The sequence below is a fragment of the Pseudomonas sp. GQ91 genome (assembly GCF_059758795.1).
The window spans coordinates 141,049-165,728 of sequence record NZ_JCAXED010000009.1 but is presented as its reverse complement, the minus strand read 5'-3'; the positions used below and the strand labels follow the sequence as shown (position 1 = coordinate 165,728).

The following is a 24,680-nucleotide window of genomic DNA, read 5'->3' as shown; positions in this document are numbered from 1 at the left end:
AGCGCGGGCCATCAGTGCTTACTTCTCGTACTCGATGCGAGTAATCCACCAACACACTTCGCCATTCGGCGTCTGGACGAGCGCTTCATCGTCCACCTCCTTGCGCAGCAACGCCCTGGCCATGGGAGAGTCGATGGAAATGTAGTCCATGCGCTCATAGATCTCGTCATAACCGACAATACGAAACCGCTTGGTCTCGCCTTGTTCATTCTCGATATCCACCCAGGCGCCAAAGAATACTTTGCCCTCCTGCTCCGGCCTGTACTCAACCACGCGCATGTCTTCAAGACGCTTGCGCAGATAACGTACCCGGCGATCGATCTCCCGCAGCAGCTTCTTGTTGTACTGGTAATCGGCGTTCTCGCTGCGATCACCCAGCGACGCCGCCCAAGTCACTTTACGAGTGGTGTCAGGACGCTTTTCGCGCCATAGATAATCAAGCTCTTTCTTCAGCGCCTCATGACCTTCTTTGGTTATCAGCTTGGTACTCAAAAGCTTCGCATCCCCGGGAAATTTTTACTTGTCCAACAATCGCGGCCTCACGCGTGCGCGCTGACCATCTGACTCCGATTGGCGGAGTCAGATGATAAATGAACTCAAGAAAGTAGCCAGACCTGATGACGCAGCCAGGTCATCCGAGCGGCCAGACCGTTGCAGTCAGGCGTCAGATGGACGCGTGGCATCCTTGACCTGGCTCGGCTCATTCGCAACCGGGACCAGGGTTTCATCCAGGCGAAAAAGTAACGTCTTCAGATCATCCCTGATGCCTGACGCTTGAATGAACCCCGTCGATAGACGTTCCTGCTGTTGGCGCATCTCCAGATCAAGCGCCTGCAGCCTGAACGACTCACTCTCCAGCTGCCGGGCCCAATCCTCCAGGCGACGCTGCTCGGCCTGCTGTACCTGGGTGCCATGGCTCAATGCTTCTTCACGCTCACTCAAGGATCCGGCGATCTGCTGCATGGCAGCGTCCTGTTCCGTCGCGTGTCGGCTTGAGTGCTCTAAAGCGGCTTGTTCCCGCTCCAATTGGCCACGCAGTTGCTCAAGTTCTTCCTGGTGCTTGAGCATCGCAAGCTTCTGCTGCGTCAACTCCTGAGCCAGCCGGGCGAGATTCGCCAGGGTACTGTCGACCTCGAACAGGGGCGCCTGATCCTCTTTGATTGCGGGGGCGAATGGCTTGGCATGATCCGCCGGAGCATCTGATCGATCTTCCCCTGCAGGGTGCGGCTGTGCCTCCTGCACAGGCTGAACCGGAGGTTCATCCGGCGCCGACGGCACATCCTCAACGGGCGACGCCAGCGCCGCGCTTATCGGTGCTTGCGGCGCCTCAAGCAATGCGGAGGCGGGTGTCTCACGCCGGCTTTCAGCCTTGAGCGGGGTTACCATCTTTGAAGAAAAGCGAATCGACGGAACAATCAATTCCGAGCTTTCGATCGCCGGTAAACCGATAACTGAAGTCCCCAGGCTGATCACCTTCATCACCAGGGCTTTCTTGATCATCAGCGAATGATGATCTTCGGGCCTTGCGGGCGGCAATTTGCTGCCTTTCAGGTCTATGAAGTGGTACGGCACTTGAGACCCGGCGATGTTGCCATCCTTGGTTCCGGACGCCGCGGCCAAGGTCAGGATTTGCTTGAAGACACGCATCGCTACCTGCAGATCATCCCGGGAATCGATACTTCCAAGAAAATACCTCTCTGACTTTTTACGCAACGCCGCCATGTAAACCCGGGCACTTCCGGGTTCCATTTCTTCATCCAGACTGTAAGCAAGATAATTTGACGCTATTTGCGGAATAGCGAAACAACAGAGCAGTGCACCGTTGACCGGCGTGCCATGGCCAGACTGCTCAAGAACAAGAGTACGTAGAAGCATCATGAAATTCGGGCTCCGTTATGGCAATACTTCAAATACACACGACTTACAGGATCGAAATCGCTAGGGCATCAAGAACGGTGCAATTGTTTCAGGGCATGATCAAACGCCATGTAGGACTTACCTTATTCGCTGATTTCAACGTTCCCAAAAACCCCCACTGAACGTACTATTTTTTTACAAACAAATATCCAAACCCTCAGCCAAATACGTTTCAGCTTTCAACTTCGACACTTCACACGCTGCTTAGGCAGGCTACTCGAGGCGCTCGCCAACACTGTGAGCCTTGGCACACTTATCAAGTAGAAAGGCACAATGATCGAAATAACAAATCTAACAAAAAAAAGAGGTAGATCCGTCGTTATCAACGACTTGACTTTGCGTGTCGAGCACCAAGAATGCGTAGGACTATTCGGACACGACGGTGCGGGAAAAAGCACACTGATAAACTTGTTATCAGGATCAATCCCGCGCTCTTCGGGCAGCATAAAAATTTCCGGATTTGATATCTCTACACAGCCATTGCACGCGAGAAAAATAATCGGCTATCAACCCGAGTCCACACTTAGCCACAGCACCATGACAGTAAAGGCATTCCTGACTTTCATTGCCGAGATTCGTGGCTTGCGCGGCCTCGATAAACGCAAGATGGTCGACCGTGCAGTCGCCCGCCTGGAACTGTGGCAAGCACTGAAATCGCCCTTGGATACATTGCCCCCAGGATTAAGGCGCAAGGTGGCGCTTGCCCAAGCCATTCTGCACGACCCAAAACTGCTGTTGCTGGATGAGCCGACAGAAGGACTCGATGCGTCGCAAAAACACAAGATAAGAATACTCATCAAGTCCCTGGCGCAAGAAATGACTGTCGTTACGGCGTCGCGAAACCCCGAGGAAGTCTCGAGCATTTGCAGCCGTGCGCTGGTGCTGGGCGAAGGCCGGTTGCTGGCGGATATCCCGCTACGGGAGCTGCAACGCAGTTCCCGCCACCACCAGGCGGTCACGCTGGCGGCGGATGGCCCATTGGACCTGCTGGCGCTGGCGGTACTGCCCGGAGTAGCAGGTATAGAAGAGGACCGGGTTTCGCCCGGTAGCGTCACGGTGCTGGCGATGCCGGGGCAGATCATTTACCCCCACATCAACACCCTGATCGCTAACCGCCGCTGGAAAATAAACAGGTTGACCCTTGAGTCGGGCCGGCTGAGCGACGTCATCCATCAATTGAGCCAGGAGGCGCCAAATTGAAACTTCTGCCCGTCCTATTCAAACGCCAACTCAACAACTACCTGTGCCAGCCACTCACTTACTTCAGCATCGCCATATTCGTGTTAGCCAACGCGGCACTCGGTTTCCACGCAGGCAACTTTCTTGAACACAACCAAACGGATTTACACGCTTTTTTTCAGTATCATCCGTGGCTGTATCTGTTCTTGATCCCCATTATTTCCACCCAGCTCTGGTCGGACGAACATCCAGCAGACGCGCTGAACTTTTTTTATTCGCTACCCGTCACGGTACTTGAACTGACATTGGGAAAATTCCTCGCGGCCTGGACAATCTGTGGTCTTGCGCTGTTGTTAACATTCCCGCTCCTGATAACCATTAACTATCTGGGCACTGCAAATGACAGCGTCATTCTCGTTCAATACCTGGGAAGCTGGCTATTGTCCGGGGCTTACCTTTCCGCGAGCGGCTTTATCTGTGTCTTGACTCACCAGCGCCTGGTCATTCTAGGTTCCACCGGTGCATTATTGATGACCACCAGCATTTTATTTTCAATGATTGATGCAATGGATCATCAAACGCCGATCTGGATCATTGACAGCTTGGCCAAACTTAGCCCGTCCACACGTTTCAATACGCTCGACTCGGGCCTCCTGACGCTGCATGACCTGTTGTACTTCGCCAGCCTGATCCTGGTTTTTCTCGCCGCGACAAACGTCACGCTGAACTACAGAAAAGTTTGAGAACGGGATAGCCTGATGAAGAACTCAATACGTTTTGGTATGACGCTCGCGGTCATCGCTCTACTTTTTCTTGCCTTCAATTTGGTGTGGGCGTTGAAGCTGCCAACTCTACGCCTGGACCTGTCAAACAATAAGATTCATTCCCTGTCCACCACCACAAAAGCCATGCTCGCGGCACTTGAAAACCCGGTGGATCTGTATTTTTTCAACTCCTCTGCGCAAAGCAATCAGGAACTGAAGAAAAAGCTTGAGCGCGTGACCACATTGCTCAAGGAATATGAAAACGCGGCAAGGGGCAAAATCACCCTCAATCTAGTTGATCCCGCTCCGTTTTCGGAAGATGCCTACAAGGCAGGCTTATTGGGTCTGGATGGCAGACAAGGCTTCCTAGGCTTGGTGGGCAGTAGCGCAAACCGTGAACCGCAGCGAATAGAATGGCGCGGGCTCGAGCAAGAGGGATTTCTGGAGTACGAAATCAGCCGCCTGATTCACCATGTCGTGCGTACGGAGCAGCCGTTGATCGGGCTGATATCCGGATTGCCCATCGATAGTCGACACGACGAGCAGAGCCGACAACTCGTGCCCGCGTGGCAGGTACTGGATGAAATTCGGCGACAGTTCAACCTCATGAGCCTTGGCCAGGACACCCAGCACATTCCCGGACACCTAAAGACGTTGATGGTCGTCCAACCCACTCGACTACCCGAGAACACCCTGTTTGCCATTGAGCAATTTGTGTTGAGAGGCGGCAAGTTGCTGATGTTTATCGACCCCATGAGCGAGGAGAACTCAATCACCACGGCGCCCTCCTCGCCTTCCAGGCTGGAAGGTTTACTGGCCGCCTGGGGCGTGCAGATGTCGATGGATAAAGTGCTGGCCGACAAGCGCTACGCGACGCCCGCTATTCTGGGCGGCGGATCGTCACCGGTGCTTCATCCCGGGGCCCTCACACTTCCCAGCGAAGCGCTGGCGCAAAACGACATCAGTACCCGGAAACTGCACAACGTCAGATTGTTGAGTTCGGGCGCACTCACACCGCGCAGGAAAAGCCGCACCCGGTTCACCCCGCTGCTCCAGAGTTCCGGCCAAGCGGCGCTGTTCGGGGTTGAGCGCTTTGCCCAGCCAGAGACTTTCGACTCATTGATCCAGGAAGCGGCCGCTCGCGGCCAACAGCATGTGCTCGCCGCCCGGGTTCAAGGCCCCGCGTATGCCGCATTTTCTGACGGAACCGACGGACTCAAGCCCACCTTGCACAAAGCCGCTGATATCCATGTGGTGGTGGTTGCCGACACCGACCTGCTCAGTGATCGCGTCTGGGCTTCGGTGCGAAACAGCGCCGGGCAAAAAAAACCGCGTCCGGACAATGCCACGTTTGTCTTGAACATCCTCGACAACCTGTCTGCCCCCGACACGCTGATAGCTATCCGCCCTCAAGCAAGTATTCAAGGTCCTGCAAAACGCCTGGGAAAATTGCGCAACGAGGCTGAGCGCGCTTATCGGGAACAGGCAGCCCCTCTGGCGCGACGCCTGGATCAAACGGAAAAAGAGTGGCAGTCACTGACCTCATCAGCCCTGTCATTCGGGACTCAAGCCGCGACATCAAACCCCTTGCTGCAAGCGCTCAACAAAGAACGCTTGCGCTTGCCCATGGAGCTGCACGCGTTGAGGAACGCGGTATACCGCAAGGTCCGTCGGTTCGAGCTCAAGGTGAAGCTGCTCACCATCCTGCCGGTACCGTTGATCGTGAGCCTGTTCGGCGTGGGGATCTTGCTGGTTCGCGGACGTCGGCAACATCCACCTGCGGCAGCGTTCTACTGAGCGTCCCGACTAGCGGCGCGTAATCAAACCCTGGCGCGCGACTCGGGTCAGGTGGCGGATGAACGCGTCGGCATCCACGGCACTGGGCGCCTGAATCACCGCCAGGTCAAAACTGTCGGTGGCAAAGCGCGCAAGGGAATCCCCGTCTTCGACAAACTGGATCAGAAACGCCGAAGGACGGCCGGTGCGGCGGGGCCAGCCATCCAGGTAACGCAACAGCGTCGGCTGGTGTTTACCGCCCAGGAGGATTTTCGGATTGCGCTGAGTGAGGCCCGCAGTGATAGGAGCCAGGCGTACAAGAGGTCGTAGTGCATTCATCGTGTCGTGTCTCTGCCTCAAAAGTCTGCGGGCAGGTGAGAGGCAACACCGAACCAGCGCTTTAGCGGTATTTCGAAACCTGGATCAGGCTTCTGTCGGGACTGTAATGAGTCACCTGTGGCGCCCCGCAATTAGCTGTTTAAATCGGCGCATGAGCAGCATCCTAGAGAAGCCGATAGGGCAGTGTCAAGAATCCCCTGTGGCGAGGGGGACGAGCCCCCTCGCCACAAAAGCGGTATTAGCCGGTTCACTTGCTTAACTGAACAGCATTGCGCACAAGGAGGGTCTTGCGGTCCCTCAATTGGCGATGGCACGGTCGGCAGACAGTTTGCCGGCACCCTCGAACAACACCGCAACGCTACCGCCCAACAAGGCCAGAGCGAACTCGTAACCGTTGTTCGCCATGAACAAACCGTTACTGATATGCACCGAAAAAATCGCGACCAGCGAAACAATCGCCAATCCCAGGGCCGCAGGACGTGCCAGCAGACCGATGATCAATGCCAGCCCGGCGAAAAACTCCGTACCGCCCGACAGCAGCGCCATTAAAGTGCCTGGCGCCAGACCGATGCTTTCCATCCATTGCGCCGTACCCGCCAGGCCGCCGCCGCCAAACCAGCCAAAGAGCTTCTGCGAACCGTGGGCAGCGAAGATGATGCCGACGAAAATTCGCAGCACCGTCAGGCCGTAGCCTGCACGCGTGGACAAAACGTTGTTGATCATTGGGCTCATGCTGATAATCCTTTTCGATGTAGGAGTGGGTTGGCCGCTATATTAATCAGTTTAAGCAATGATTAAAGGCGAAAAATCCCGTTATTAACATCGAATTTATCGATTATTTACGGGAAATCCTTTTTGCCACAGATGGCTCCAGAGTGGCTCGTTCACGGTCAAACGCCAGATAGTATTTATTGACACTATTAACATAGCTGACGGCGCCCATTCCCACCTGCTCCATGGCGATGCGTTCAACCTGAAAGAACCACTGATTCGGGTTCAAGCCCCTGCGTCGCGCCTCGGCACGCATACCTTGCACACGTTCCGGCCCCATGTTGTAAGCCGCCAGGACAAAGGCCATGCGCTCGCGTTCGTTAAGCTTGGGACTGGCGAAAAACTTGCGTCGGATCATTGCCAGGTAACGCGCGCCGGCCCGCACATTGCTGTCCAGTGAATGGATGTTGCTGACCCCCACCCGCTGAGCCGCCGACGGCGTGATCTGCATCAGGCCCCTGGGGCCTTTGCCGCTGTTCGCTCGGGGATTCAGGGAAGATTCCTTGTAGGCCAGCGCCGCCAGGTTCAGCCAATCCATGCCTTGTTCGCGAGCATGTTTTTGCAATACGGGGCGCAGTTTCTCCAGGCGCTGACGATCCGCCCGCACCAAGGGATTGCGCACGCGATAGAGACGACGGTAAATACGTTGAAAGGCTACGTCGAGATCGGCCGGGGTCTTATAGGTTTGCAGGAAACGGTCGATGCTCGCCCGCAACATCGAGGCTTCCTGACGTACAAACCAGTACTGCGCGCCCGGCTCGCTGATCCGCACCTGCCGATCAAAGCGCAACTTGGGCAGGACTTTCGACCAGCGCTCGGCAATCGGGCGCTCGACGATGGTCAGGTTGAAGATTCCGGCGTGAACCATCTCCAGCACATCTTCCACACCAAGGCTGGGATCCACCCACTCCACCTTGATGGGTGGCAATTTGCGCAATGCCAGCTTCTGGTTAAGCAGGTTCACCGCCTCCCCCGCCGCACTGCCGGTGGTCAGCGCCACAGTACGCCCGGACAACTGCTCCGGGCGGGTAAACCGTCGCCCACCTTTACGGCCCACCAGCCAGAGGGGCACGTCACTGACAATCGGATCACTGCTCATGATCTTGTGCGCCGCCGTCACATCCAACAGTTCGCCGGGAGCCACCAGATCACCTTCTCCACGGGCCAGCGCGCCTAATAACTGGTCCTTGGCTTTCGGGATGATCTTGAGTCGGATTTCCTGTCCGGCACGGGCACGGCCGTTCAGGTAGTGCTCGAAAGCCCGCAGGCGGCGGTACTCAACGCCTATCGCCTGCCCCCGGACTTCACCCGAGCTGTTGCGGCTCTGGTTGACCAATACTCGCAGGGTACGGCTGCCGCGAATTTCCGCCAGGTCGCGCACCTTGCCGGGCTTGACCACTTCCAGCGGCCCATCCAGGCGCGCAACCGCCGCCATGGGCAGCAGCATCAGGCACAACATGAGCAACGCCGAGGGTCGGATCATCCGTTCTCCGGAAAGAAAACTGCCCATTGCACCGCGTAAAACGAGACATTGAGGGGCAGAAACAGAGCGCTGTGAGCGCAGGCTTTGGACGCAAGGTTGGCACAGCACCCGTCAACGGGCCAATCACTGCGCCACCCGCGCACTTCAAAGACAGCGATAACGTATTGTAGTTCTTGGCTTTTCTTATACATCCGCAGCTCTGATATGCTTTCCGGCCGCAGGCGGAGGTAGCACCATGCAACTCATTGATATTGGCGTCAACCTGACCAACCCAAGTTTTGACGACAAGCACCAGGCCGTGCTCGACCGCGCCTACGCCGCCGGGGTCAGCCAGTTAGTCCTGACCGGTACCAGCGTCGAAGGCAGTGAACAAGCGCTGGAGCTGTGCCAGCAACGGGACGAAAGTGCCCAGCGATTGTTCTGCACTGCCGGCATTCATCCCCATTCCGCCAGCGACTGGAACGCCGATAGCGAGCCTCGGCTGCGCGAGCTACTCAACGAGCGCCGGGTGCGAGCGGTCGGCGAATGCGGACTGGACTTCAATCGCGATTTCTCGCCACGTCCCCAGCAGGAAAAAGTCCTCGAAGCGCATCTGGCGCTGGCGGTCGAACTCCAGTTACCGGTGTTTCTCCATGAACGGGACGCTGAACAACGGCTCCTGGACATTCTGCGCGACTACCGCGATCGCCTGCCCGCCGCCGTGGTGCATTGCTTCACCGGCGAACAGCGTGCGCTGTTCAGCTACCTGGACCTTGACCTGCATATTGGTATCACCGGCTGGATCTGCGATGAGCGACGTGGGACGCATCTGCACCCGCTTGTCAGGGAAATTCCCCGTGGCCGCCTGATGCTGGAGAGCGATGCGCCTTACCTGCTGCCGCGAACCCTGCGCCCCAAGCCGAAAAACGGTCGCAACGAACCGGCCTATCTGCCGGAAGTCTTGCGTGAAGTAGCCTTGCATCGAGCAGAAAGCCTCGAAGACCTGGCGCAACACACGACCGCCTGCGCCCGGACCTTTTTCGGGTTACCCGTGCCGGATTGACGCGGCTCATTGACCCATATCAACACCGTATTCCTGAATAGCGGCACAATAATGGCACCTTGCCAATGCTGTTTCCGCTATCAGAGAAAACCTTACATGGGTGCCTGGCTTAGCAACATCTCGCTGAAGTACAAATTCTGGGCCGTGAATGCGGTCGCGTTCATCACCACCCTGCTCTTGGTGCTGTACGCCGTACAGCTCGAACAGCAGGCCCGCAGCCATGCCGCCCAAGCTTCGGCGCAAGCCCAGGCGCGCCTGCTCGCGGCCTGGCCCGCCGGGCAATCGCTGCCCAAGGGTGAACACTGGCTGGCCTTCACCCGTGGGCAGGCCCCCAAATCCGCGGATCAAGACCTGTCAGCCCTGAGTGGCGCCAACGGTTGGGTCGAGTTCAACCATCTGCCACTGTTCGGCGAAAACCCGTTGCTGGGCGCCGAAGTGGTCGCGCGCGCCGACGGCCAACACGTCGCGGTACTGGCTTATGGGCCAAGCCTGAGCCAGGTCTTCACCGAGCGCTTCACCCACTATGCGGTGGCGGTACTGATTCTGATGCTGGCGATGCTCTGCGCCTCGCAACTGTTGATCCGTTTTCTGCTCAGCCAACTCAACACCTTGAAAGACGTGATGCTGCACGTGGAAAAAACCGGTGACCTGTCGGCCCGCGTGCCCCTGGCCTGCAACGACGAGGTCGGGCAGATGGCCAGTGCTTTCAACGCCATGCAGGCAGGCTATCAACGGGTGGTCAATACCGTGGCGCGCACAGCCAAGCAATTGGATGAGGGCGCGGCGCGCCTGGCCAGCAGCATGAACGAGGTGCAGCACGGCATGCTCGGCCAGCAAAGCGAAACCGATCAAGCGGCCACCGCCATCAACGAAATGACCGCCACCGTGCATCACATCGCGCAGCATGCCGGCGCCACCCGCGACCTGTCCCAGACCGCCGACACCCTGGCTGGCAGCGGGCAGGAAGTCGTCGGCCGGGTGCAGCGCTCGATCGCCGGCCTGTCCACCGGCGTCCAGCAAACAGCCGAGATGATTCAGAAACTGGCCGAGGACAGCCAGAAAATCAACGGGGTGGTCAACGTCATCCATAGCATCGCCGAACAGACCAACCTCTTGGCCCTCAACGCCGCCATCGAAGCCGCCCGCGCCGGAGAAATGGGCCGGGGTTTTGCGGTAGTCGCCGACGAAGTACGCAACCTGGCCAAGCGGGTGCAAAACTCCACCGATGAAATCACCCGCATGGTCTCGGCGTTGCAAGCCGGCACCCGGGACGCGGTGGACTTCATGCAGGAGAGCTCCTTCAAGGCTGACGACTGTGTACAGCAGGCCCAGGAAGCAGGAGCCTCACTCGTCGAAATCACCGATGCCGTGGCCCAGATGCGCGAGAGCAATACGCAAATCGCGGCCGCCGCCGAACAGCAAAGCCATGTCGCCGAAGAGATGAACCGCGCGGTGGTGAGCATTCGTGATGTCACTGAAAACACCGTGCAGCAGACCGTGGACTCAGCAACCACCAGCAACGAATTGGCGATCCTGGCGGGCGAGTTGAACAAGGCGATTGGGCAACTCAAGCTGTAAGCGCCTTTAACCGGCAAGCCAGGGCCTACAGAGGGCTTCTGGTTTGCCGGTCAGCTTGAGCCACTTTCCGACCTTAAAAACCTATCCCCTCCATAGCCAACCGCAATTCGCCGCCTTCCCTCGCTCGACCTAAACTCTGTGTATCGCGGTTCAACGGACAGAGGATCCACCACCATGGGCAAACGACACCCCAATCTCCCCGCCTGGCAATGGCGCGCCTACCCACAGAACCATCAGCATCCGGCCAATCTGGTGTTGCACCTGATTGCCGTACCGTTGTTCATCATCGGGTTTCTGCTGATTGTGTCCGGGGTGTTCAGCTTGAGTCTGGCGAGTCTTGCCATCGGCGTGGTCGGCGTCCTGGCCGGTCTGGCGCTGCAACGTCACGGCCATAGCCTGGAAGCCCAGGCCAGCGAGCCGTTCAGTGATCCGAAAGACGCGGTGCAGCGCTTGGTGGTCGAGCAGTTTCTGACATTTCCGCGCTTTGTCTTGAGTGGGGGTTGGTGGCAAGCCTGGCGTCAGCACCCTCGGCGCTGACACTCGGTCAGGCGAAAACCACGACGGTCTGGCGGCTGATCGCGATCAGTTGCCCAGCAGGCCCCCACAGCGCGGCGGCAGCGTGACCATATCCGTCGCGGGCGTGTTCGATCTCGGCATGATACTGGCACCAGTCCAGCGTGCTCAGTGACTGCAGCGGCTGGATGAATTCAATGGTCCAGGTCAAGGTGCTGCCCGGTGCGGGTTTGTCCAGGTGCGGCAGCAAGGCTGGCGGCCACGCATCGACCAGCGCGAGGATATGCGCTTCGGTCAGCGGCTCTTCTTTCACATCGCCACGCAAACGCACCCAACCGCCCATGTCGCGGGATTTGTTGCCGGTAAATGGCAGGCCGCCGACGCTCCAGCGCATCGCCAAATGACGCATGAACTCGGGCGTCACGCCTTTGATATAGGACAGTTCCTGGCATTCGTCCCAGTGTTTGAATGGCGGTGCGGGCAGCGCCTCCACGTCGATTTCCGAGATCCGTGAAGCGCCAAAGCTGGCTTGCACCAATGTCATGACTTCAGCGTTCTGCACGACACGGCCGAGCAACTGGCTGACGGCCTTGCCCTCGCGCAACACTTCGACTTGGTAACTGGCAGTAACGTCTGGCGCCACCGGCCCGACAAAGGTAATGGCCAATGAGCGCAACGGGCGGTCATCCGGCACTTGAGCGCGCAGCGCCTCATATTGCAAGGCTGCGACCAGACCGCCGAACGTGGCGCGTCCCTGAGCCCATTCAGGCGGAACGGACACGTCCAACGGGTTGCGACGGACAGCGTCGAGCAAATCACTAAAGCGCATGGCGATCTCACATCAAGAAAATCGATTGAGCGATCTTACCCAGCGCTCCCGTCAGACACAGCGCTTATTCCGGACAAAGTCCGGGACAGATAAGCCGTCCACCGAGCGGCTCCGTCAGAAGCAGTCGGCGGCGAGCTTATCCAGTACTCGGTCCGCTTTTCCCTCAGCCTCGGCCATGGTTCGGTGCCAGACCGCAACGCACGGCTGTAGATCCGCTTGATGCCCGGCCTGCGCCAACCATTGCCAGCAATCGTGCCAGTCCCCCAGTGCACCTTGGGCAGACTTGAGACGGGACATCGCTTTCGCAGGCAATTTCCCCAGTTGCGGGTAGGCTTCGGCCGCGTAACGTACGCGCTTGATCAGCAGGCGCAGGCGGTGGCGATCGTGGTCGGGATCATCCAATGCAGCATCGAGCTTCTGCCATTGCTTGGCCAAGCGCTTTTCGATGCGCACGCGCAGACCCTTGAGCAGATGCTGATGCTGGGACGCACGGATAAATCGGGGGAACGCACCGAGGATCAAGAGCAGTTGCGCCAGCTCCGGGCTTGCGGCGACCTGCCGGTAAGCGTTCGGCTGCTGGCGTATCCGCCGGGCAGCCGCTTCTGCATAGCCATGTTGCTGAAGATAGGCCGCCAACACTTCGCGGTCACGCAGCGGTGTGGTCAATTGACCAACCGCCCGGGCGGCGCTCTCAAGCTGCTCGACACCGGGTAAACCGCGCAAGGGCCGCAACAGGCTGCGCAGACGCCGCACCGTGGTGCGCAGATCGTGCAGCGCTTCATCATCCGTAACAGCGGCAAGGCGCGCCTGGCAACTCAACAATCCGACTTCCAGGCCAATGATCTGAGCGACTAACTGATCGACCAGCGCAGACATAGTACTTCCCCCGTCAAACAACCTGGGGGCGCAGTCGAACCGCGCCCCACTCCACCCAGACGACTCCGCGATCAACGGCCGGCGCGGGACTCACGGATATAGAAGCGGGCTTTTTCGGCTTTTTTGGTGCACCCCTCGAACGCTTCGAATTGCTGCTGCGTCTTGGCGCCGGTCAACAACGACAAGGCTTTGGAGTAGCTGACGGTGCCCGCAAAACCTTCGGCCTTGGCCAGGTCCAGTTCGTGCCAGGCGGCGTCCAACTGACTGCCGCAGCTGTCGCGATAGGCAGTTTTACCGGCACAACCGGCCAGCGCCAGCACGATCACAGGCAAACACATCCAGGCTTTCATCAATGACACCTCAAGAAAAGAAAAACAGTCGTGGGATGTAGACGCTGCCTACATCGAAAAGTGCCTTCTCGCACCGCGTAAAATGGGCGATGCCAGGAGCCAGAGCATACCCGAGCAACCAACTCGATTTACGAAAATAATCGCTCTGGCCAATTGGGATTGAAGCCGTTCCCTTGATGGGTGCATTGTGGGCACCTGTTTGGCGAAGGATAGACTCATGAAAAAACGTGTTGCGTTAGTCCTGGGCTCCGGGGGCGCGCGGGGCTATGCCCATATCGGCGTGATCGAAGAGATCGAAAGACGCGGCTATGACATTGCATGCATCGCCGGTTGCTCCATGGGCGCGGTGGTCGGTGGGATCTATGCCGCCGGCAAGCTCCAGGACTATCGAAACTGGATCGAAAGCCTGGATTACCTGGATGTGCTGCGCCTGGTGGATGTCAGCTTTCGCCTGGGGGCGATACGCGGTGAAAAGGTCTTCGGGCAGATCCGCAAGATCGTCGGCGAGATCAATATCGAAGAACTGCGCATCCCCTACACGGCGGTGGCCACTGACCTGACCAACCAACAGGAAATCTGGTTTCAGGAAGGTTGCCTGCATCAGGCCATGCGGGCCTCGGCGGCGATTCCCAGCCTGTTCACGCCGGTGATGCAGGGCAATCGCATGCTGGTGGACGGTGGCCTGTTGAACCCGCTGCCTATCGTGCCGGTCGTGTCCAGCCATTGCGACCTGATCATCGCGGTCAACCTCAACGCCACGAATCAAAAGCACTACAAACTGCCGGTGATCCAACGTCCCCCGGCGTTCAGAAGTCGCTTCGACAATCTGGTTCAATCATTGGGCGCGCACCTGCCGTTCCGTCGCAAACAGGCCGAACAACTGTTAGCGCTGGAGAAGGAAGCGTTGCTGGCCCAGGCGGCCGACATCAACCCGTGGCTGGAAGGCGCCGAACCTGAGTCCCAGCAACCGGCCGCCGCGCCGGAAGCAGCCGGCACGCCCAAGTCGGCGACAGGGTCCTTCATCATTGATAACGTGGGGCCCGCCTCGCTGCTGGACTTGATCAACCAGAGCTTCGAGGTGATGCAGACCTCGTTGGCGCAATACAAGATCGCGGGCTACCCACCGGATGTGCTGATCAACGTACCTAAGCGGGTGTGCCGTTTTTTCGAGTTCTACAAGGCGCCGGAGTTGATCGCCCTGGGTCGTGAGGTGGCCAGTGATACGCTGGATCGGTATGAGCGCGAGCAGTTGTAGGGGTGAGGGGCGCGTACATGTGTCAGGCCTGCGTATTCAACAATCGATACCCAACCCCCGCCTCGGTCACGATGAACCGTGGCTGGGTCGGGTCGTCCGCGAGTTTCTGGCGCAAATGGCCCACCACGATCCGCAGGTAATGACTGTCTTCGGTATGGGTCGGGCCCCAAATATCCTTGAGCAATTGTTGCTGGGTAATCACCCGGCCAGGATGACGGGCCAGTTGCGCCAGCACCGCATACTCCTTGCGCGTCAGCGCCACTTCGGCACCGTCCAGCGAAACCCGGCGATAGGCCAGGTCCACGGTCAACGGGCCGAAGCGCAGTGCGGCTGCCTGAGCCTCGCCGGCCGGCGCCTGGCGTAACAACGCCCGCACCCGGGCAAGAAACTCCTGGATACCGAAAGGCTTGGTCACGTAGTCATTGGCGCCACCGTCCAAGGCCCGGACCTTCTGCTCTTCATTGGCGCGCACCGACAACACCAGCACGGGCACCGTCGACCATTCGCGAAATTCGCGCAGCACCTGTTGCCCATCCATGTCCGGCAAGCCGAGGTCCAGCACCAACAGGTCCGGCTTGTTCAGCGCGGCCTGGGCCAGCCCTTCGTTGCCGCTTGCCGCCTCGATCACTTTATAACCCTGGGAGGCCAGGCTGATGCGCAAGAATTTGCGGATCTGCGGCTCGTCATCAATGACCAAAATCGTCGCAGTCTGGCTCATGCTATTCCATCAAAACCGGTGAGAAAAAGAGAGTAGCGCAACCGCGATCAATGTTCACTTTCCAGGCCCGGCTGAGTCGGCAGCGGCAGCAACAAGGTGATGCAAGTGCCCCGCCCGTCAATCCCCTCGGCCACGTCGATATGCCCGCCATGGGCGCCCACCATGCCCTGGCAGATGGCCAGGCCAAGTCCGGTGCCCTGCCCGCCACGATCGCCCCTGGCCGCGGTGTAGAACATATCGAAAATCTTCGCTCGCTCGTCCTCCGGAATACCCGGACCTTCATCGCTGACCGAAAAAAACACCTGCTGCTCAGTCACCCCAGCGCGCAATTGCAGACGGCCGTGGGGCGGCGAAAACCGTGCAGCGTTCTCCAGCACATTGACCAAGGCCTGCTCGATCAGGGCCGCATGCACATAGAGTAACGGCAGTTCGGCCGGCACCTCGGTGCTCACTTGCAACGGTGCCAGCACTGCGCGTAAACGACCAAGGGAGCTGCCGACGATATCACCGGGAGAGACCCAGTCGCGCGCCAGCTTCAAGGCGCCGTGACCGAGACGGGTCATGTCCAGCAGGTTCTGGATGTAGCGGTCCAGACGTTCGGCTTCGTCACGGGTGCCCTCCAGCAGTTCTCGGCGATCTGCCAGGGGAATCGCTTCTCCCAGGGCCAACAGACTGTCGATGCTGCCACGCATCGAGGTCAGCGGCGTGCGCAAGTCATGGGACACCGAGGCCAGCAACGCGCTGCGCAGTTGTTCGGTTTCGCCGTGCAGGCGCGCCGCTTCCAGGTCCTGGGCCAACTGCGCGCGGGCCAGCGCCTGGGCCAACGGTTGACTCAGGGCGGTAAGCAAGCGACGGCGCTGGCCACTCAACTCCCGGCCCGCCTTGGGGCTGACACCGAGCAAGCCCAGCGGTCCCTCTTCGCCGGACAACGGCCACCACCACCAACGTCCAAGCGGCAAGGTACCGGTGCCTACGCCGGCCGGTTGATCGTGTTGCCAGGCCCAGTCGGCAGCGGCGCTTTCGGCTTCGGTAAAGGTGATCGGGCCACCCGTTTCGACCTTCCAGGCGCCCTGCCCGTCGCGGTTGACGAGGCACAACTGCAGGTCGCTCCAGCCTTGCAGGTGGTGGGCCGCCGCACTGATCACCGCCTGGCGATCCGTGGCGGCAGTGAGTTTGCGCGACAGGTCGAGCAACTCGCTGGTTTCTTCCTGAGTGTCACGCAGCGCCTGCAACTGCCGACGCTGGCGAGCCGCCAGATTGCCGGTCAACGCCGCCATCAACAGGAAGAACACCAGCGTCAGGACATCTTCCTCACGCTGGATGGCGAAGGAGAAATTTGGCGGGATAAACAGGAAGTCATAGGTCAGGAACGACAACGCCGCGCAGGCCAGCGCGGGCCCCAGGCTACTGCGTACCGCCACCAGCAACACCGCGGCGAGGAACACCAGGGAAATATTCGGCAACGCCAACAGGCTCGACACCCCCCAGGCCAACGCACTGGCGAGTAAGGTGGCCAGCACTGCCAGGGCATAGTCGAACCACACAAAACCACGCACGCTGGGCAAACGCGCTGGCGCCGGTACATCGTCGCTGTCGAGCACGTTGATTTCCAGGCCGCGCGCATTGCGCAACAGCCGAGCCGCGAGCCCGCCGCCAAACAGCCTGCGTCGCCAGCGCGGACGCGATTGTCCGACCAACAGCAGACTCGCACGGCGCTCGGCGGCGTGCTGGATCAGGGTCTTGGCCACTTCACCGGCACGCAGCAACACCACTTCACCGCCCAGGCGCTCTGCCAGTTGCTGGGCGTTTTGCAGGCGCAGGCGCGATTGCTCGTCGCGCGCGCGGCCGTTGTCGACATGCACCAGACTCCAAGGCAAATGCCGGCGCTGCGCCACACGGCTGGCATGTCGCACCAAGCGTTCCGCCTGGGCATCTCCATCGACGCCCACCAACAACCGCCCGCGCACGGTGGGCACGGCCTGGCCGAGCTGGCGATAACCCTGGGTCAAATCATTATCGACGTGGGCGGCGGCGGTCTGCATCGCCAACTCACGCAGGGCCATGAGGTTGGTCTGGGAGAAAAACGCATCAATGGCTGCACGGGCCTGTTCCGGCACGTAGACCTTGCCGTCGCGCAGGCGCTCCAACAGCTCGCGGGATGGCAGGTCGATCAACAGCAGCTCATCCGCCTCCTGCAACACCCAGTCAGGCAAGGTTTCACGCACCTGCACGCCGGTGATGCCCCGCACCTGATCGTTGAGACTTTCCAGGTGCTGGACGTTGACCGTGGTGAACACATTGATGCCGGCGGCGAGCAGTTCCTGAATGTCCTGCCAGCGCTTTTCGTGGCGGCTGCCGGGCGCATTGCTGTGGGCCAGTTCGTCCACCAGCACCAGCTTGGGCTTGGCGGCGAGCACGCCGTCGAGGTCCATCTCCTCCAGCATCACGCCCCGGTATTCGGAGCGCAGCAAAGGCTGCTGCGGCAAACCACCGAGCAAGGCTTCGGTTTCCGCACGGCCATGGGTCTCGACCACGCCCGCAACCACCTTGACGCCCTGGCGCAGTTGGGTGTGGGCGGCCTGGAGCATGGCGTAGGTCTTGCCCACGCCAGGCGCGGCGCCGAGGAACACTTTGAGGCGGCCACGGCCGTTGCGCGGCAGCTCGGCTAACAGGGCATCGGCACGGCCGGAGTCGCTCATGGGAGTAGTGTCCTTCAGATGTCATGTAATCAGGCACAATCTAATTCAAATGTGGGAGCGGCGGTGCGACGATTCGACTTGCTCGCGAAAGCTGCATGTCAGTCAACAGATGTATCGACTGAACCACCGCTTTCGCGAGCAAGCCCACACAGGGGATCTTCACTCTGCTGCAGATCGCTGATCAGCGTGCCCATGCCGGTTGGCGAAAATCTCCAGCGGTACGAAGCGCCGGTCAAGGCCTGCCGCGAGCAGTTTGGCGTCTGAAACGGCAGCCCATGTGGGTGGCGCGCTTGTGTGGGAGCGGGCTTGCTCGCGATGCGGTGTGTCAGCCAACTTGTCTGTTACTGATCCACCGCAATCGCGAGCAAGCCCGCTCCCACAGGGGTTCAGAGTTTTTCCAGGGCCATATTCAGCGCCAGCACATTCACCACCGGCGGCCCCACCAGCGGGCTTTCGGTGTGCTCGTCCAGCAGTTGCTCCAGGGTCGACACCGGCAGATGACGCGCGGCAGCCACCCGCGCCAGTTGATAGGCAATCGCCTGCGGTGGCAAGTGCGGATCGAGACCGCTGCCGGAAGTCGTCAACAATGCCAGCGGTACCGGGCCCTGACCTGGAACCTGGAGCTTGCCGGCGGCGTCGAAGATCCGCGTCGCCAGCGCCGGGTTGCTTGGGCCCAGGTTGCTGGCGCTGCTGGAGACCGTCGCAAAAGCCCCCGCGGACGGCCGCGGGTGGAACCAGCCATCACCGGTAAAGTCCTGGGCAATCAGGCTGGAACCCCGCACCTTGCCGTCGGCATCGCGCACCAGGCTGCCATTGGCCTGCTCGGGAAAGGCGACTTGGGCGACGCCGGTCACTACCAGCGGATAGGCCACGCCAGTGATCAGGGTCATCAACACCAGCAGGCTCAAGGCCGGGCGGATCATCTTGGTCATCATCAAATCCTCATGGGAAACACGTCATTGAGTACCGCAGCCAACGACTGCGGCACCGGTTCAAACCAGGTGCAACGCCGTCAACAGCATGTCGATCAGCTTGATCCCCACGAATGGCACCACAAGCCCGCCTACGCCATAGATCAACAGATTGCGCCGCAGCAACGCCGCAGCGCTCGCCGCCTGTACCCGTACACCGCGCAGCGCCAACGGGATCAGCACCACGATGATCAGGGCGTTGAACACAATGGCCGAGAGAATCGCGCTCTGCGGACTGCTCAGGTGCATCACGTTGAGCACACCCAATTGTGGGTAGATCGAGGCGAACAGCGCCGGCAGGATGGCGAAGTATTTGGCCACGTCATTGGCGATGGAGAACGTGGTCAGCGCGCCTCGGGTCACCAGCAATTCCTTGCCGACCTGCACCACGTCCAGCAACTTGGTGGGATCGCTGTCGAGATCGACCATGTTCGCCGCCTCGCGGGCCGCCTGCGTGCCATCATTCATCGCCATGCCGACATCCGCCTGGGCCAGCGCCGGCGCATCGTTGGCGCCGTCGCCGCACATGGCCACCAGACGCCCGTCGCCTTGTTCAAGGCGAATGCGCGCCAACTTCTTCTCGGGCGTGGCTTCGGCCAGCACATCATCAACCCCGGCTTCGGCAGCGATGGCGGCGGCGGTCAACGGGTTGTCGCCGGTCACCATCACCGTGCGGATCCCCAGTTTGCGCAGCTCGGCGAAACGCTCGCGAATGCCGGGCTTGACCACGTCCTTGAGGTGAATCGCGCCGAGCAGCTTGCCGTCGGCACATACCAGCAAGGGCGTGCCGCCGCTCTGGGCGATTTTGTCGATTTCCCTGGACAGCGCGGGCAGCACCTCCTGACGCTGCACGCCAATAAAGCTCAGCAACGAGTCGACGGCGCCTTTACGGAAGACGCGTCCCTGGTAATCGACGCCGGACAAGCGTGTCTCAGCACTGAACGGCACCCCCGTCAGTTCCTCGGCGGGCGGTTCGGTTTGCGGGTACAAGGCGCGCAGGTACTCGACGATGGATTTGCCTTCGGCGGTGTCGTCCGCCAAAGACGCCAGCAGCGCCCCTTCTGCCAGCTCGCTGGCGCTGACACCCGGCGCCGCATGCACCGCCGCGCAACGGCGGTTACCGAAAGTGATGGTGCCGGTCTTGTCCAGCAGCAACACGTGCACATCGCCCGCGGCTTCCACCGCACGGCCGGACTTGGCGATCACATTGAGGCGCACCAGGCGGTCCATGCCGGCGATACCGATGGCCGACAACAGGCCGCCGATAGTGGTAGGAATCAGCGTCACCAACAGCGCCACCAGAAACACCAACGGCAGGCTGCCATTGGCGAAGTAAGCGAACGGCTGCAAGGTCACGACCACCAGCAGGAAGATCAGGGTCAGGCCGATCAGCAGGATATCCAGCGCCACTTCATTAGGTGTCTTCTGACGCTTGGCGCCTTCTACCAGCGCGATCATGCGGTCCAGGGTCGATTCGCCCGGATTGGCGGTGATGCGGATCAGCAGCCAGTCGGACACCAACCGAGTATTGCCGGTGACAGCCGAGCGGTCGCCGCCCGATTCACGAATCACCGGCGCGGATTCCCCGGTGATCGCCGCTTCGTTGACGGCGGCGATGCCTTCAATGACTTCGCCATCACCGGGGATCATTTCCCCGGCCTCGACCCGCACCACATCCTCTTTGTGCAAGCTCGAGGCCGGCACGACCTGGAAGCTGCCGTCCGCCTCCCGGCGCCGCGCACTGAGGCCTTCGCTGCCCGCCTTGAGGCTGTCGGCGCGGGCTTTGCCACGGCCCTCGGCGAGGGCTTCGGCAAAGTTGGCGAACAGCACGGTGAACCACAGCCACACAGCGATTTGCACGGCGATAAAGGTGGGCACAGCGGTGTCGGGTATCAGGCACAGGAACGTGGTGAGGATCGCGGTCAATTCCACCACCAGCATCACGGGCGAGCGTTTCAACTGGCGCGGGTCCAGCTTGACGAACGCCTGGACCAGCGCCGCACGCCACAGGGCCGAGATCGCGGTTTTGGCCGGCTCGCGGGTTTTGCCCGGTGCGGCATTTTTTGCAGGCATATTCATGTTCATATCCCTTTTCAGAAGCCCATGCTCAAGTGTTCAGCAATCGGTCCCAGCGCCAGCGTCGGCAGGAAAGTCAGGCCGCCCACCAGCAAAATGGTCATGGTCAACAGGGTCACGAACAGCGGGCCATGGGTCGGAAAGCTGTTCTGGCTGACCGGTGCGCTCTTCTTCATCGCCAGGCTGCCGGCCAGGGCCAGTACCGGGAAGATGTAGCCAAAACGACCGATCAACATGCCCAGGCCTTGCATCAGGTTGTGAAAGGGTGTGTTGGCGCCAAAGCCACCGAAGGCCGAACCGTTGTTGGCGCCCGCCGAGGTGTAGGCGTACAGCAACTGGCTGAAACCGTGAGGGCCTGGATTACTGATTGCCGCAGCCGGGCCAGGCAAGCTGGCGGCAATCGCGCTGAGCACCAGCACGGCCACCGGCATGACCAGCAGTGTCACCACCAGCAATTGCACTTCCCTGGCCTGGAGCTTCTTGCCGAGGTATTCCGGAGTGCGACCGATCATCAGGCCGGCAAGAAATACCGCGATCAGCACATTGAGCAACATGCCGTACATCCCGGCACCGACGCCGCCGAAGATCACTTCGCCGACCATCATGTTGACCAGCGCCACCATCCCACTGAGGGGACTGAGGCTGTCCTGCATACCGTTGACCGAACCGTTGGACGCCGCCGTGGTGGTCACCGACCACAGCACGGTGCCGGTGGTGCCGAAGCGTGACTCCTTGCCTTCGAGCGGGGCGGTCTGTTCGACGGCGGGGTTATGCAAGGTCGGGTTGGGCTGGTATTCGGACCACAGCGACACCGCGCCGCCGATCAGGAACAGCGCGAGCATGCAGCCGAGAATCGCCCGGCTCTGACGCAGGTCTTTGACGTAATGGCCAAACGTAAACACCAGGGCGACCGGGATCAGGATGATCGCCGACACTTCAAACAGGTTGGACCAGGCCGTCGGGTCCTCGAACGGATGCGCCGAGTTGACGCCAAAGAAGCCCCCGCCGTTGGTGCCCAGTTGCTTGATGGCAATCTGACTGGCCGCTGGCCCCAAAGGAATCAACTGATCCACGCCCTGCATCGTCAGCGCATCAACGTAGTGGGCGAAGGTTTGGGGAACGCCCTGCCAGACCAGAAACAACGCCAGCACCAGGCACAGTGGCAACAGTCCATAAAGCGTGGCGCGTGTCATGTCGACCCAAAAGTTGCCCAGGGTGCTTGCCGATTTGCGAGCAATCCCACGGCACAACGCAACCAGGACGGCCAAGCCGGTGGCCGCGCTGACAAAGTTCTGCACGCCAAGGCCGACCATCTGGCTGAAGTAGCTCAGGGACGCCTCGCCGCTGTAGGACTGCCAGTTGGTATTGGTGATGAAACTGACGGCGGTGTTGAACGCCTGCGTCCACTCCATGCCCGGCAGTTGCTGCGGATTGAGGGGCAAATAGCCCTGCAACAGCAGGATCGCGAACAGCAGCACAAAGCCTGAAAGGTTGAATGCGAGCAAGGCCAGGGCATACTTCTGCCAGCTTTGCTCTTGTTGCGCATCAACCCCCGACAGGCGCAGACACACGCGCTCAACCGGTCCGAGCACGGGCGTCAGCCAGGTGCGCTGACCTTCCATCACCTTGTAGTAGAAGCGCCCCAGAAAGGGCGCCGGAACCAGCACTGCGGCAAAGAAGGCGATGATCAGCCAATAGTCATAACTGTGCATAGCCGCTCCTAGTTCCGATCTGCGCGTAGCAGCGCGACCAGCAGATAGATGAACAGCGCCACGGCCAATAGCAGTGACACTCCGTCCAGAATGCTCATGGAAGTTTCTCCGTCGTACGGCGACTGCCGCGTGTAGGAGGATTGTCCACAGGAGTGGCGTAAAGGAACGAGAGCGAGGGCATGGCGGGGGCGTAAAAACAGCGTAAAGAACCGGCCTCTGCCGATTTTTTGCAGGAGCGGAGCGCCTGATACCGCTTTTGTGGCGAGGGGGCTTGTCCCCCGTTGGACTGCGCAGCAGCCCCAAACCAGCCGCTGAGGAGCGCCTGATACGCCGCATTCCTCTTTATTGGGGCTGCTGCACAGCCCAGAGAGACAAGTCCCCTCGCCACAGGAGATTTTCAGCTTTAACTGAATGGCATTGCCCCAAACCCGGCGCACCGTAACCCGGTCGTATCGAGCAGCTTTCATTTACTCCCCAACCGGCTGCGCACGCGCTCGCCGATACACTCTCGAGCAGGCTCTGAACCCTCGGGGCATAACCGGCCTACAATGGAACGACTGAGGAAACTCGTCACTCAAAGCTGATAGCGCTGCGGGAAATCCTCCCCGCAGCTGTCGGCCTCAAGGAGAACCCTATGCCCTGGTATGCCTGGTTGATCATGGCTGTCGCCATCGGCTCGATCGTCGGTGGTTTGATGATGCTGCGCGACAGCGCCAACAAAGTGGAACTGACCGATGAACAACGCAAGCGCGTCGCTGAACGCAACGCGCAAGCAGACGCCAAGGATGCGCAGGATCGCTGAGGGGTCGTCTATTCCCAATCCGCTTTCGCGATATGCAGCCCGTGCTGCCCGTTGTAGGCAGCACGCTCTGGCGGACTCCAGCCCTCCAGCAAGGCATCCTCCAACCGATAAATTTCCACCCCTAACGGCCGGCAGACGCTGAGAGGGTCCTGCGCGTCAGGCCCCCACATCGCCAGCGACAAATCGCCCCCCGGACAAGTCGACAACGCGCACAGCACATCAATCTCGGCAAAAAACTCCAGGTAATCACCTTGCTGCGCCGGACAGGCCTTCATGAAATACAGGTCATCGTGATTCAAGCCGGTGCACTGGAAGATGTTCAGCACATCGTGCACATCAAACTCCGTCAGCCCGTGTGGCAGCACCGCACGGGTCAGATTCGAGTGGCAATGATGGTGGAAGTCCTCACCGGTCAGCATCTTGTTCACATAAGGATCGCAACGAGTGCCTAATAGATCATGCAAACGCCCGCCGTGCTCATCGATGCCATAGGCCGCCAGGCTGTCATCGGTAATCGTCAACAGCGGCCGCAAAAACGGCAGGTTTGACCACAACCGATCATGGGTCGTGACATGCGCGCCCTGCAGCTGCCGAGTACGCGCCGCCCACAGACGCTCGCGGGGATCATGGGCATTCCACACGTTGAAGTCACCCACCTGCGGGCCAACCGGTGTGGTTACCCGGAACACATGACCGGCCGGCACCTTCCAGGCACGCCCCGTCCTGATCGGTACTTCAAACTGCTCAATCAGTGTGCGCTGATCAACCTCACCGCGAATCCGCTCGTAGAACGCCGTGTCGACCTGCAACGCCGAACCTTTGCTGACCTGATAAGCCGCAGGATAGTTTTTGTACATGGTGCAATGCTCCATTAACGGTGGGCGAACAGCGTATGAGCCAGAGGACCGGCGAAGGACAAAGTGCTACTCATCGACACTTCATCAGGGCTCAACAATCATTTCAGTAGGCGTAATCACTATTCATGCCAACCAGCAAAGAAGCCGGCGTAGACCCTAATGCCCCTGTAGGA

The 24,680-nt window shown here is 60.0% G+C and carries 23 protein-coding genes; 8 read left to right on the top strand and 15 right to left on the bottom strand.

The window, feature by feature from the left end:
• Positions 1-18: 18 nt before the first annotated feature.
• Together greB and AC6CIA_RS15485 are read right to left on the bottom strand one after the other, a co-directional pair.
• Entirely contained in the window at positions 19-492 is a 474-nt protein-coding gene (greB, locus tag AC6CIA_RS15490; RefSeq protein ID WP_084378173.1) for a transcription elongation factor GreB, read from the bottom strand.
• Between the two features lie 165 nt (positions 493-657).
• A complete protein-coding gene (locus AC6CIA_RS15485) occupies positions 658-1,878 on the bottom strand; it encodes a hypothetical protein (protein WP_498313211.1) in 1,221 nt (406 codons plus the stop codon).
• 312 nt (positions 1,879-2,190) lie between these two features.
• Between AC6CIA_RS15485 and AC6CIA_RS15480 the strand changes: the two genes are divergently transcribed.
• The 3 genes from AC6CIA_RS15480 to AC6CIA_RS15470 all read left to right on the top strand — a co-directional run bounded on the left by AC6CIA_RS15480 (position 2,191) and on the right by AC6CIA_RS15470 (position 5,657).
• On the top strand, positions 2,191-3,117 hold the full coding sequence (locus AC6CIA_RS15480; RefSeq protein ID WP_498313209.1) for an ABC transporter ATP-binding protein: 927 nt from the start codon (positions 2,191-2,193) through the stop codon (positions 3,115-3,117).
• A complete protein-coding gene (locus AC6CIA_RS15475) occupies positions 3,114-3,839 on the top strand; it encodes an ABC-2 transporter permease (protein ID WP_498313207.1) in 726 nt (241 codons plus the stop codon). Before AC6CIA_RS15480 ends, AC6CIA_RS15475 begins: the two co-directional genes overlap by 4 nt.
• A gap of 84 nt (positions 3,840-3,923) precedes the next feature.
• Positions 3,924-5,657 carry a Gldg family protein gene (locus AC6CIA_RS15470; RefSeq protein ID WP_498313362.1) on the top strand — a complete coding sequence of 578 codons (1,734 nt, stop codon included), beginning with the start codon at positions 3,924-3,926 and terminating at the stop codon, positions 5,655-5,657.
• A 9-nt stretch (positions 5,658-5,666) separates the two neighbouring features.
• Here the strand turns inward: AC6CIA_RS15470 and AC6CIA_RS15465 are convergent, their stop codons facing one another.
• The 3 genes from AC6CIA_RS15465 to AC6CIA_RS15455 form a co-directional block, all read right to left on the bottom strand.
• A complete protein-coding gene (locus AC6CIA_RS15465; RefSeq protein WP_090221478.1) occupies positions 5,667-5,975 on the bottom strand; it encodes a hypothetical protein in 309 nt (102 codons plus the stop codon).
• A gap of 297 nt (positions 5,976-6,272) precedes the next feature.
• A complete protein-coding gene (locus AC6CIA_RS15460) occupies positions 6,273-6,707 on the bottom strand; it encodes a DoxX family protein (protein ID WP_498313205.1) in 435 nt (144 codons plus the stop codon).
• A 103-nt stretch (positions 6,708-6,810) separates the two neighbouring features.
• Positions 6,811-8,229: an MltF family protein gene (locus AC6CIA_RS15455; RefSeq protein WP_498313204.1), complete on the bottom strand. Its 1,419-nt coding sequence runs from the start codon at positions 8,227-8,229 to the stop codon at positions 6,811-6,813.
• 235 nt (positions 8,230-8,464) lie between these two features.
• Here AC6CIA_RS15455 and AC6CIA_RS15450 point away from each other — a divergent pair, with 235 nt between their 5' ends.
• The 3 genes from AC6CIA_RS15450 (at position 8,465) to AC6CIA_RS15440 (ending at position 11,386) form a co-directional block, all read left to right on the top strand.
• Entirely contained in the window at positions 8,465-9,271 is an 807-nt protein-coding gene (locus tag AC6CIA_RS15450) for a TatD family hydrolase (protein ID WP_498313202.1), read from the top strand.
• 96 nt (positions 9,272-9,367) lie between these two features.
• Positions 9,368-10,849, top strand: coding sequence for a methyl-accepting chemotaxis protein (locus AC6CIA_RS15445; RefSeq protein ID WP_498313200.1), 1,482 nt, complete (start codon positions 9,368-9,370; stop codon positions 10,847-10,849).
• A gap of 174 nt (positions 10,850-11,023) precedes the next feature.
• A complete protein-coding gene (locus tag AC6CIA_RS15440; RefSeq protein ID WP_498313198.1) occupies positions 11,024-11,386 on the top strand; it encodes a DUF962 domain-containing protein in 363 nt (120 codons plus the stop codon).
• A gap of 7 nt (positions 11,387-11,393) precedes the next feature.
• On the opposite strand, the gene AC6CIA_RS15435 is transcribed toward AC6CIA_RS15440, so the two are convergent.
• The 3 genes from AC6CIA_RS15435 to AC6CIA_RS15425 all read right to left on the bottom strand — a co-directional run bounded on the left by AC6CIA_RS15435 (position 11,394) and on the right by AC6CIA_RS15425 (position 13,417).
• Positions 11,394-12,191 (bottom strand): acyl-CoA thioesterase, encoded by a 798-nt coding sequence (locus tag AC6CIA_RS15435; protein WP_498313197.1) that lies wholly within the window; start codon positions 12,189-12,191, stop codon positions 11,394-11,396.
• A 114-nt stretch (positions 12,192-12,305) separates the two neighbouring features.
• Entirely contained in the window at positions 12,306-13,067 is a 762-nt protein-coding gene (locus AC6CIA_RS15430) for a CHAD domain-containing protein (protein ID WP_498313195.1), read from the bottom strand.
• A gap of 71 nt (positions 13,068-13,138) precedes the next feature.
• Positions 13,139-13,417: a hypothetical protein gene (locus tag AC6CIA_RS15425; RefSeq protein ID WP_339531933.1), complete on the bottom strand. Its 279-nt coding sequence runs from the start codon at positions 13,415-13,417 to the stop codon at positions 13,139-13,141.
• 217 nt (positions 13,418-13,634) lie between these two features.
• Between AC6CIA_RS15425 and AC6CIA_RS15420 the strand changes: the two genes are divergently transcribed.
• Positions 13,635-14,672 (top strand): patatin-like phospholipase family protein, encoded by a 1,038-nt coding sequence (locus tag AC6CIA_RS15420; RefSeq protein WP_498313193.1) that lies wholly within the window; start codon positions 13,635-13,637, stop codon positions 14,670-14,672.
• A gap of 22 nt (positions 14,673-14,694) precedes the next feature.
• Here the strand turns inward: AC6CIA_RS15420 and AC6CIA_RS15415 are convergent, their stop codons facing one another.
• From AC6CIA_RS15415 to kdpF, 6 genes are all read right to left on the bottom strand, one after another.
• The gene (locus tag AC6CIA_RS15415; RefSeq protein ID WP_498313191.1) at positions 14,695-15,390 is read right to left on the bottom strand and encodes a response regulator; all 696 of its coding nucleotides are present in this window, start codon (positions 15,388-15,390) and stop codon (positions 14,695-14,697) included.
• Between the two features lie 47 nt (positions 15,391-15,437).
• A complete protein-coding gene (locus tag AC6CIA_RS15410) occupies positions 15,438-18,089 on the bottom strand; it encodes a DUF4118 domain-containing protein (protein WP_498313189.1) in 2,652 nt (883 codons plus the stop codon).
• A gap of 386 nt (positions 18,090-18,475) precedes the next feature.
• On the bottom strand, positions 18,476-19,021 hold the full coding sequence (gene kdpC / locus AC6CIA_RS15405) for a potassium-transporting ATPase subunit KdpC (protein WP_498313360.1): 546 nt from the start codon (positions 19,019-19,021) through the stop codon (positions 18,476-18,478).
• Positions 19,022-19,081: 60 nt separating this feature from the next.
• Entirely contained in the window at positions 19,082-21,145 is a 2,064-nt protein-coding gene (gene kdpB / locus AC6CIA_RS15400; RefSeq protein WP_498313187.1) for a potassium-transporting ATPase subunit KdpB, read from the bottom strand.
• Positions 21,146-21,153: 8 nt separating this feature from the next.
• Entirely contained in the window at positions 21,154-22,848 is a 1,695-nt protein-coding gene (gene kdpA / locus AC6CIA_RS15395) for a potassium-transporting ATPase subunit KdpA (RefSeq protein WP_498313184.1), read from the bottom strand.
• An 8-nt stretch (positions 22,849-22,856) separates the two neighbouring features.
• A complete protein-coding gene (gene kdpF, locus AC6CIA_RS15390; RefSeq protein WP_017128001.1) occupies positions 22,857-22,946 on the bottom strand; it encodes a K(+)-transporting ATPase subunit F in 90 nt (29 codons plus the stop codon).
• Positions 22,947-23,482: 536 nt separating this feature from the next.
• On the opposite strand from kdpF, the gene AC6CIA_RS15385 reads away from it, so the two are divergent.
• Complete coding sequence (locus AC6CIA_RS15385) at positions 23,483-23,650, top strand: DUF2897 family protein (RefSeq protein ID WP_084378154.1); 168 nt, start codon at positions 23,483-23,485, stop codon at positions 23,648-23,650.
• Positions 23,651-23,658: 8 nt separating this feature from the next.
• On the opposite strand, the gene AC6CIA_RS15380 is transcribed toward AC6CIA_RS15385, so the two are convergent.
• Positions 23,659-24,507, bottom strand: coding sequence for an urea carboxylase-associated family protein (locus AC6CIA_RS15380; protein WP_498313182.1), 849 nt, complete (start codon positions 24,505-24,507; stop codon positions 23,659-23,661).
• Positions 24,508-24,680 lie beyond the last annotated feature (173 nt).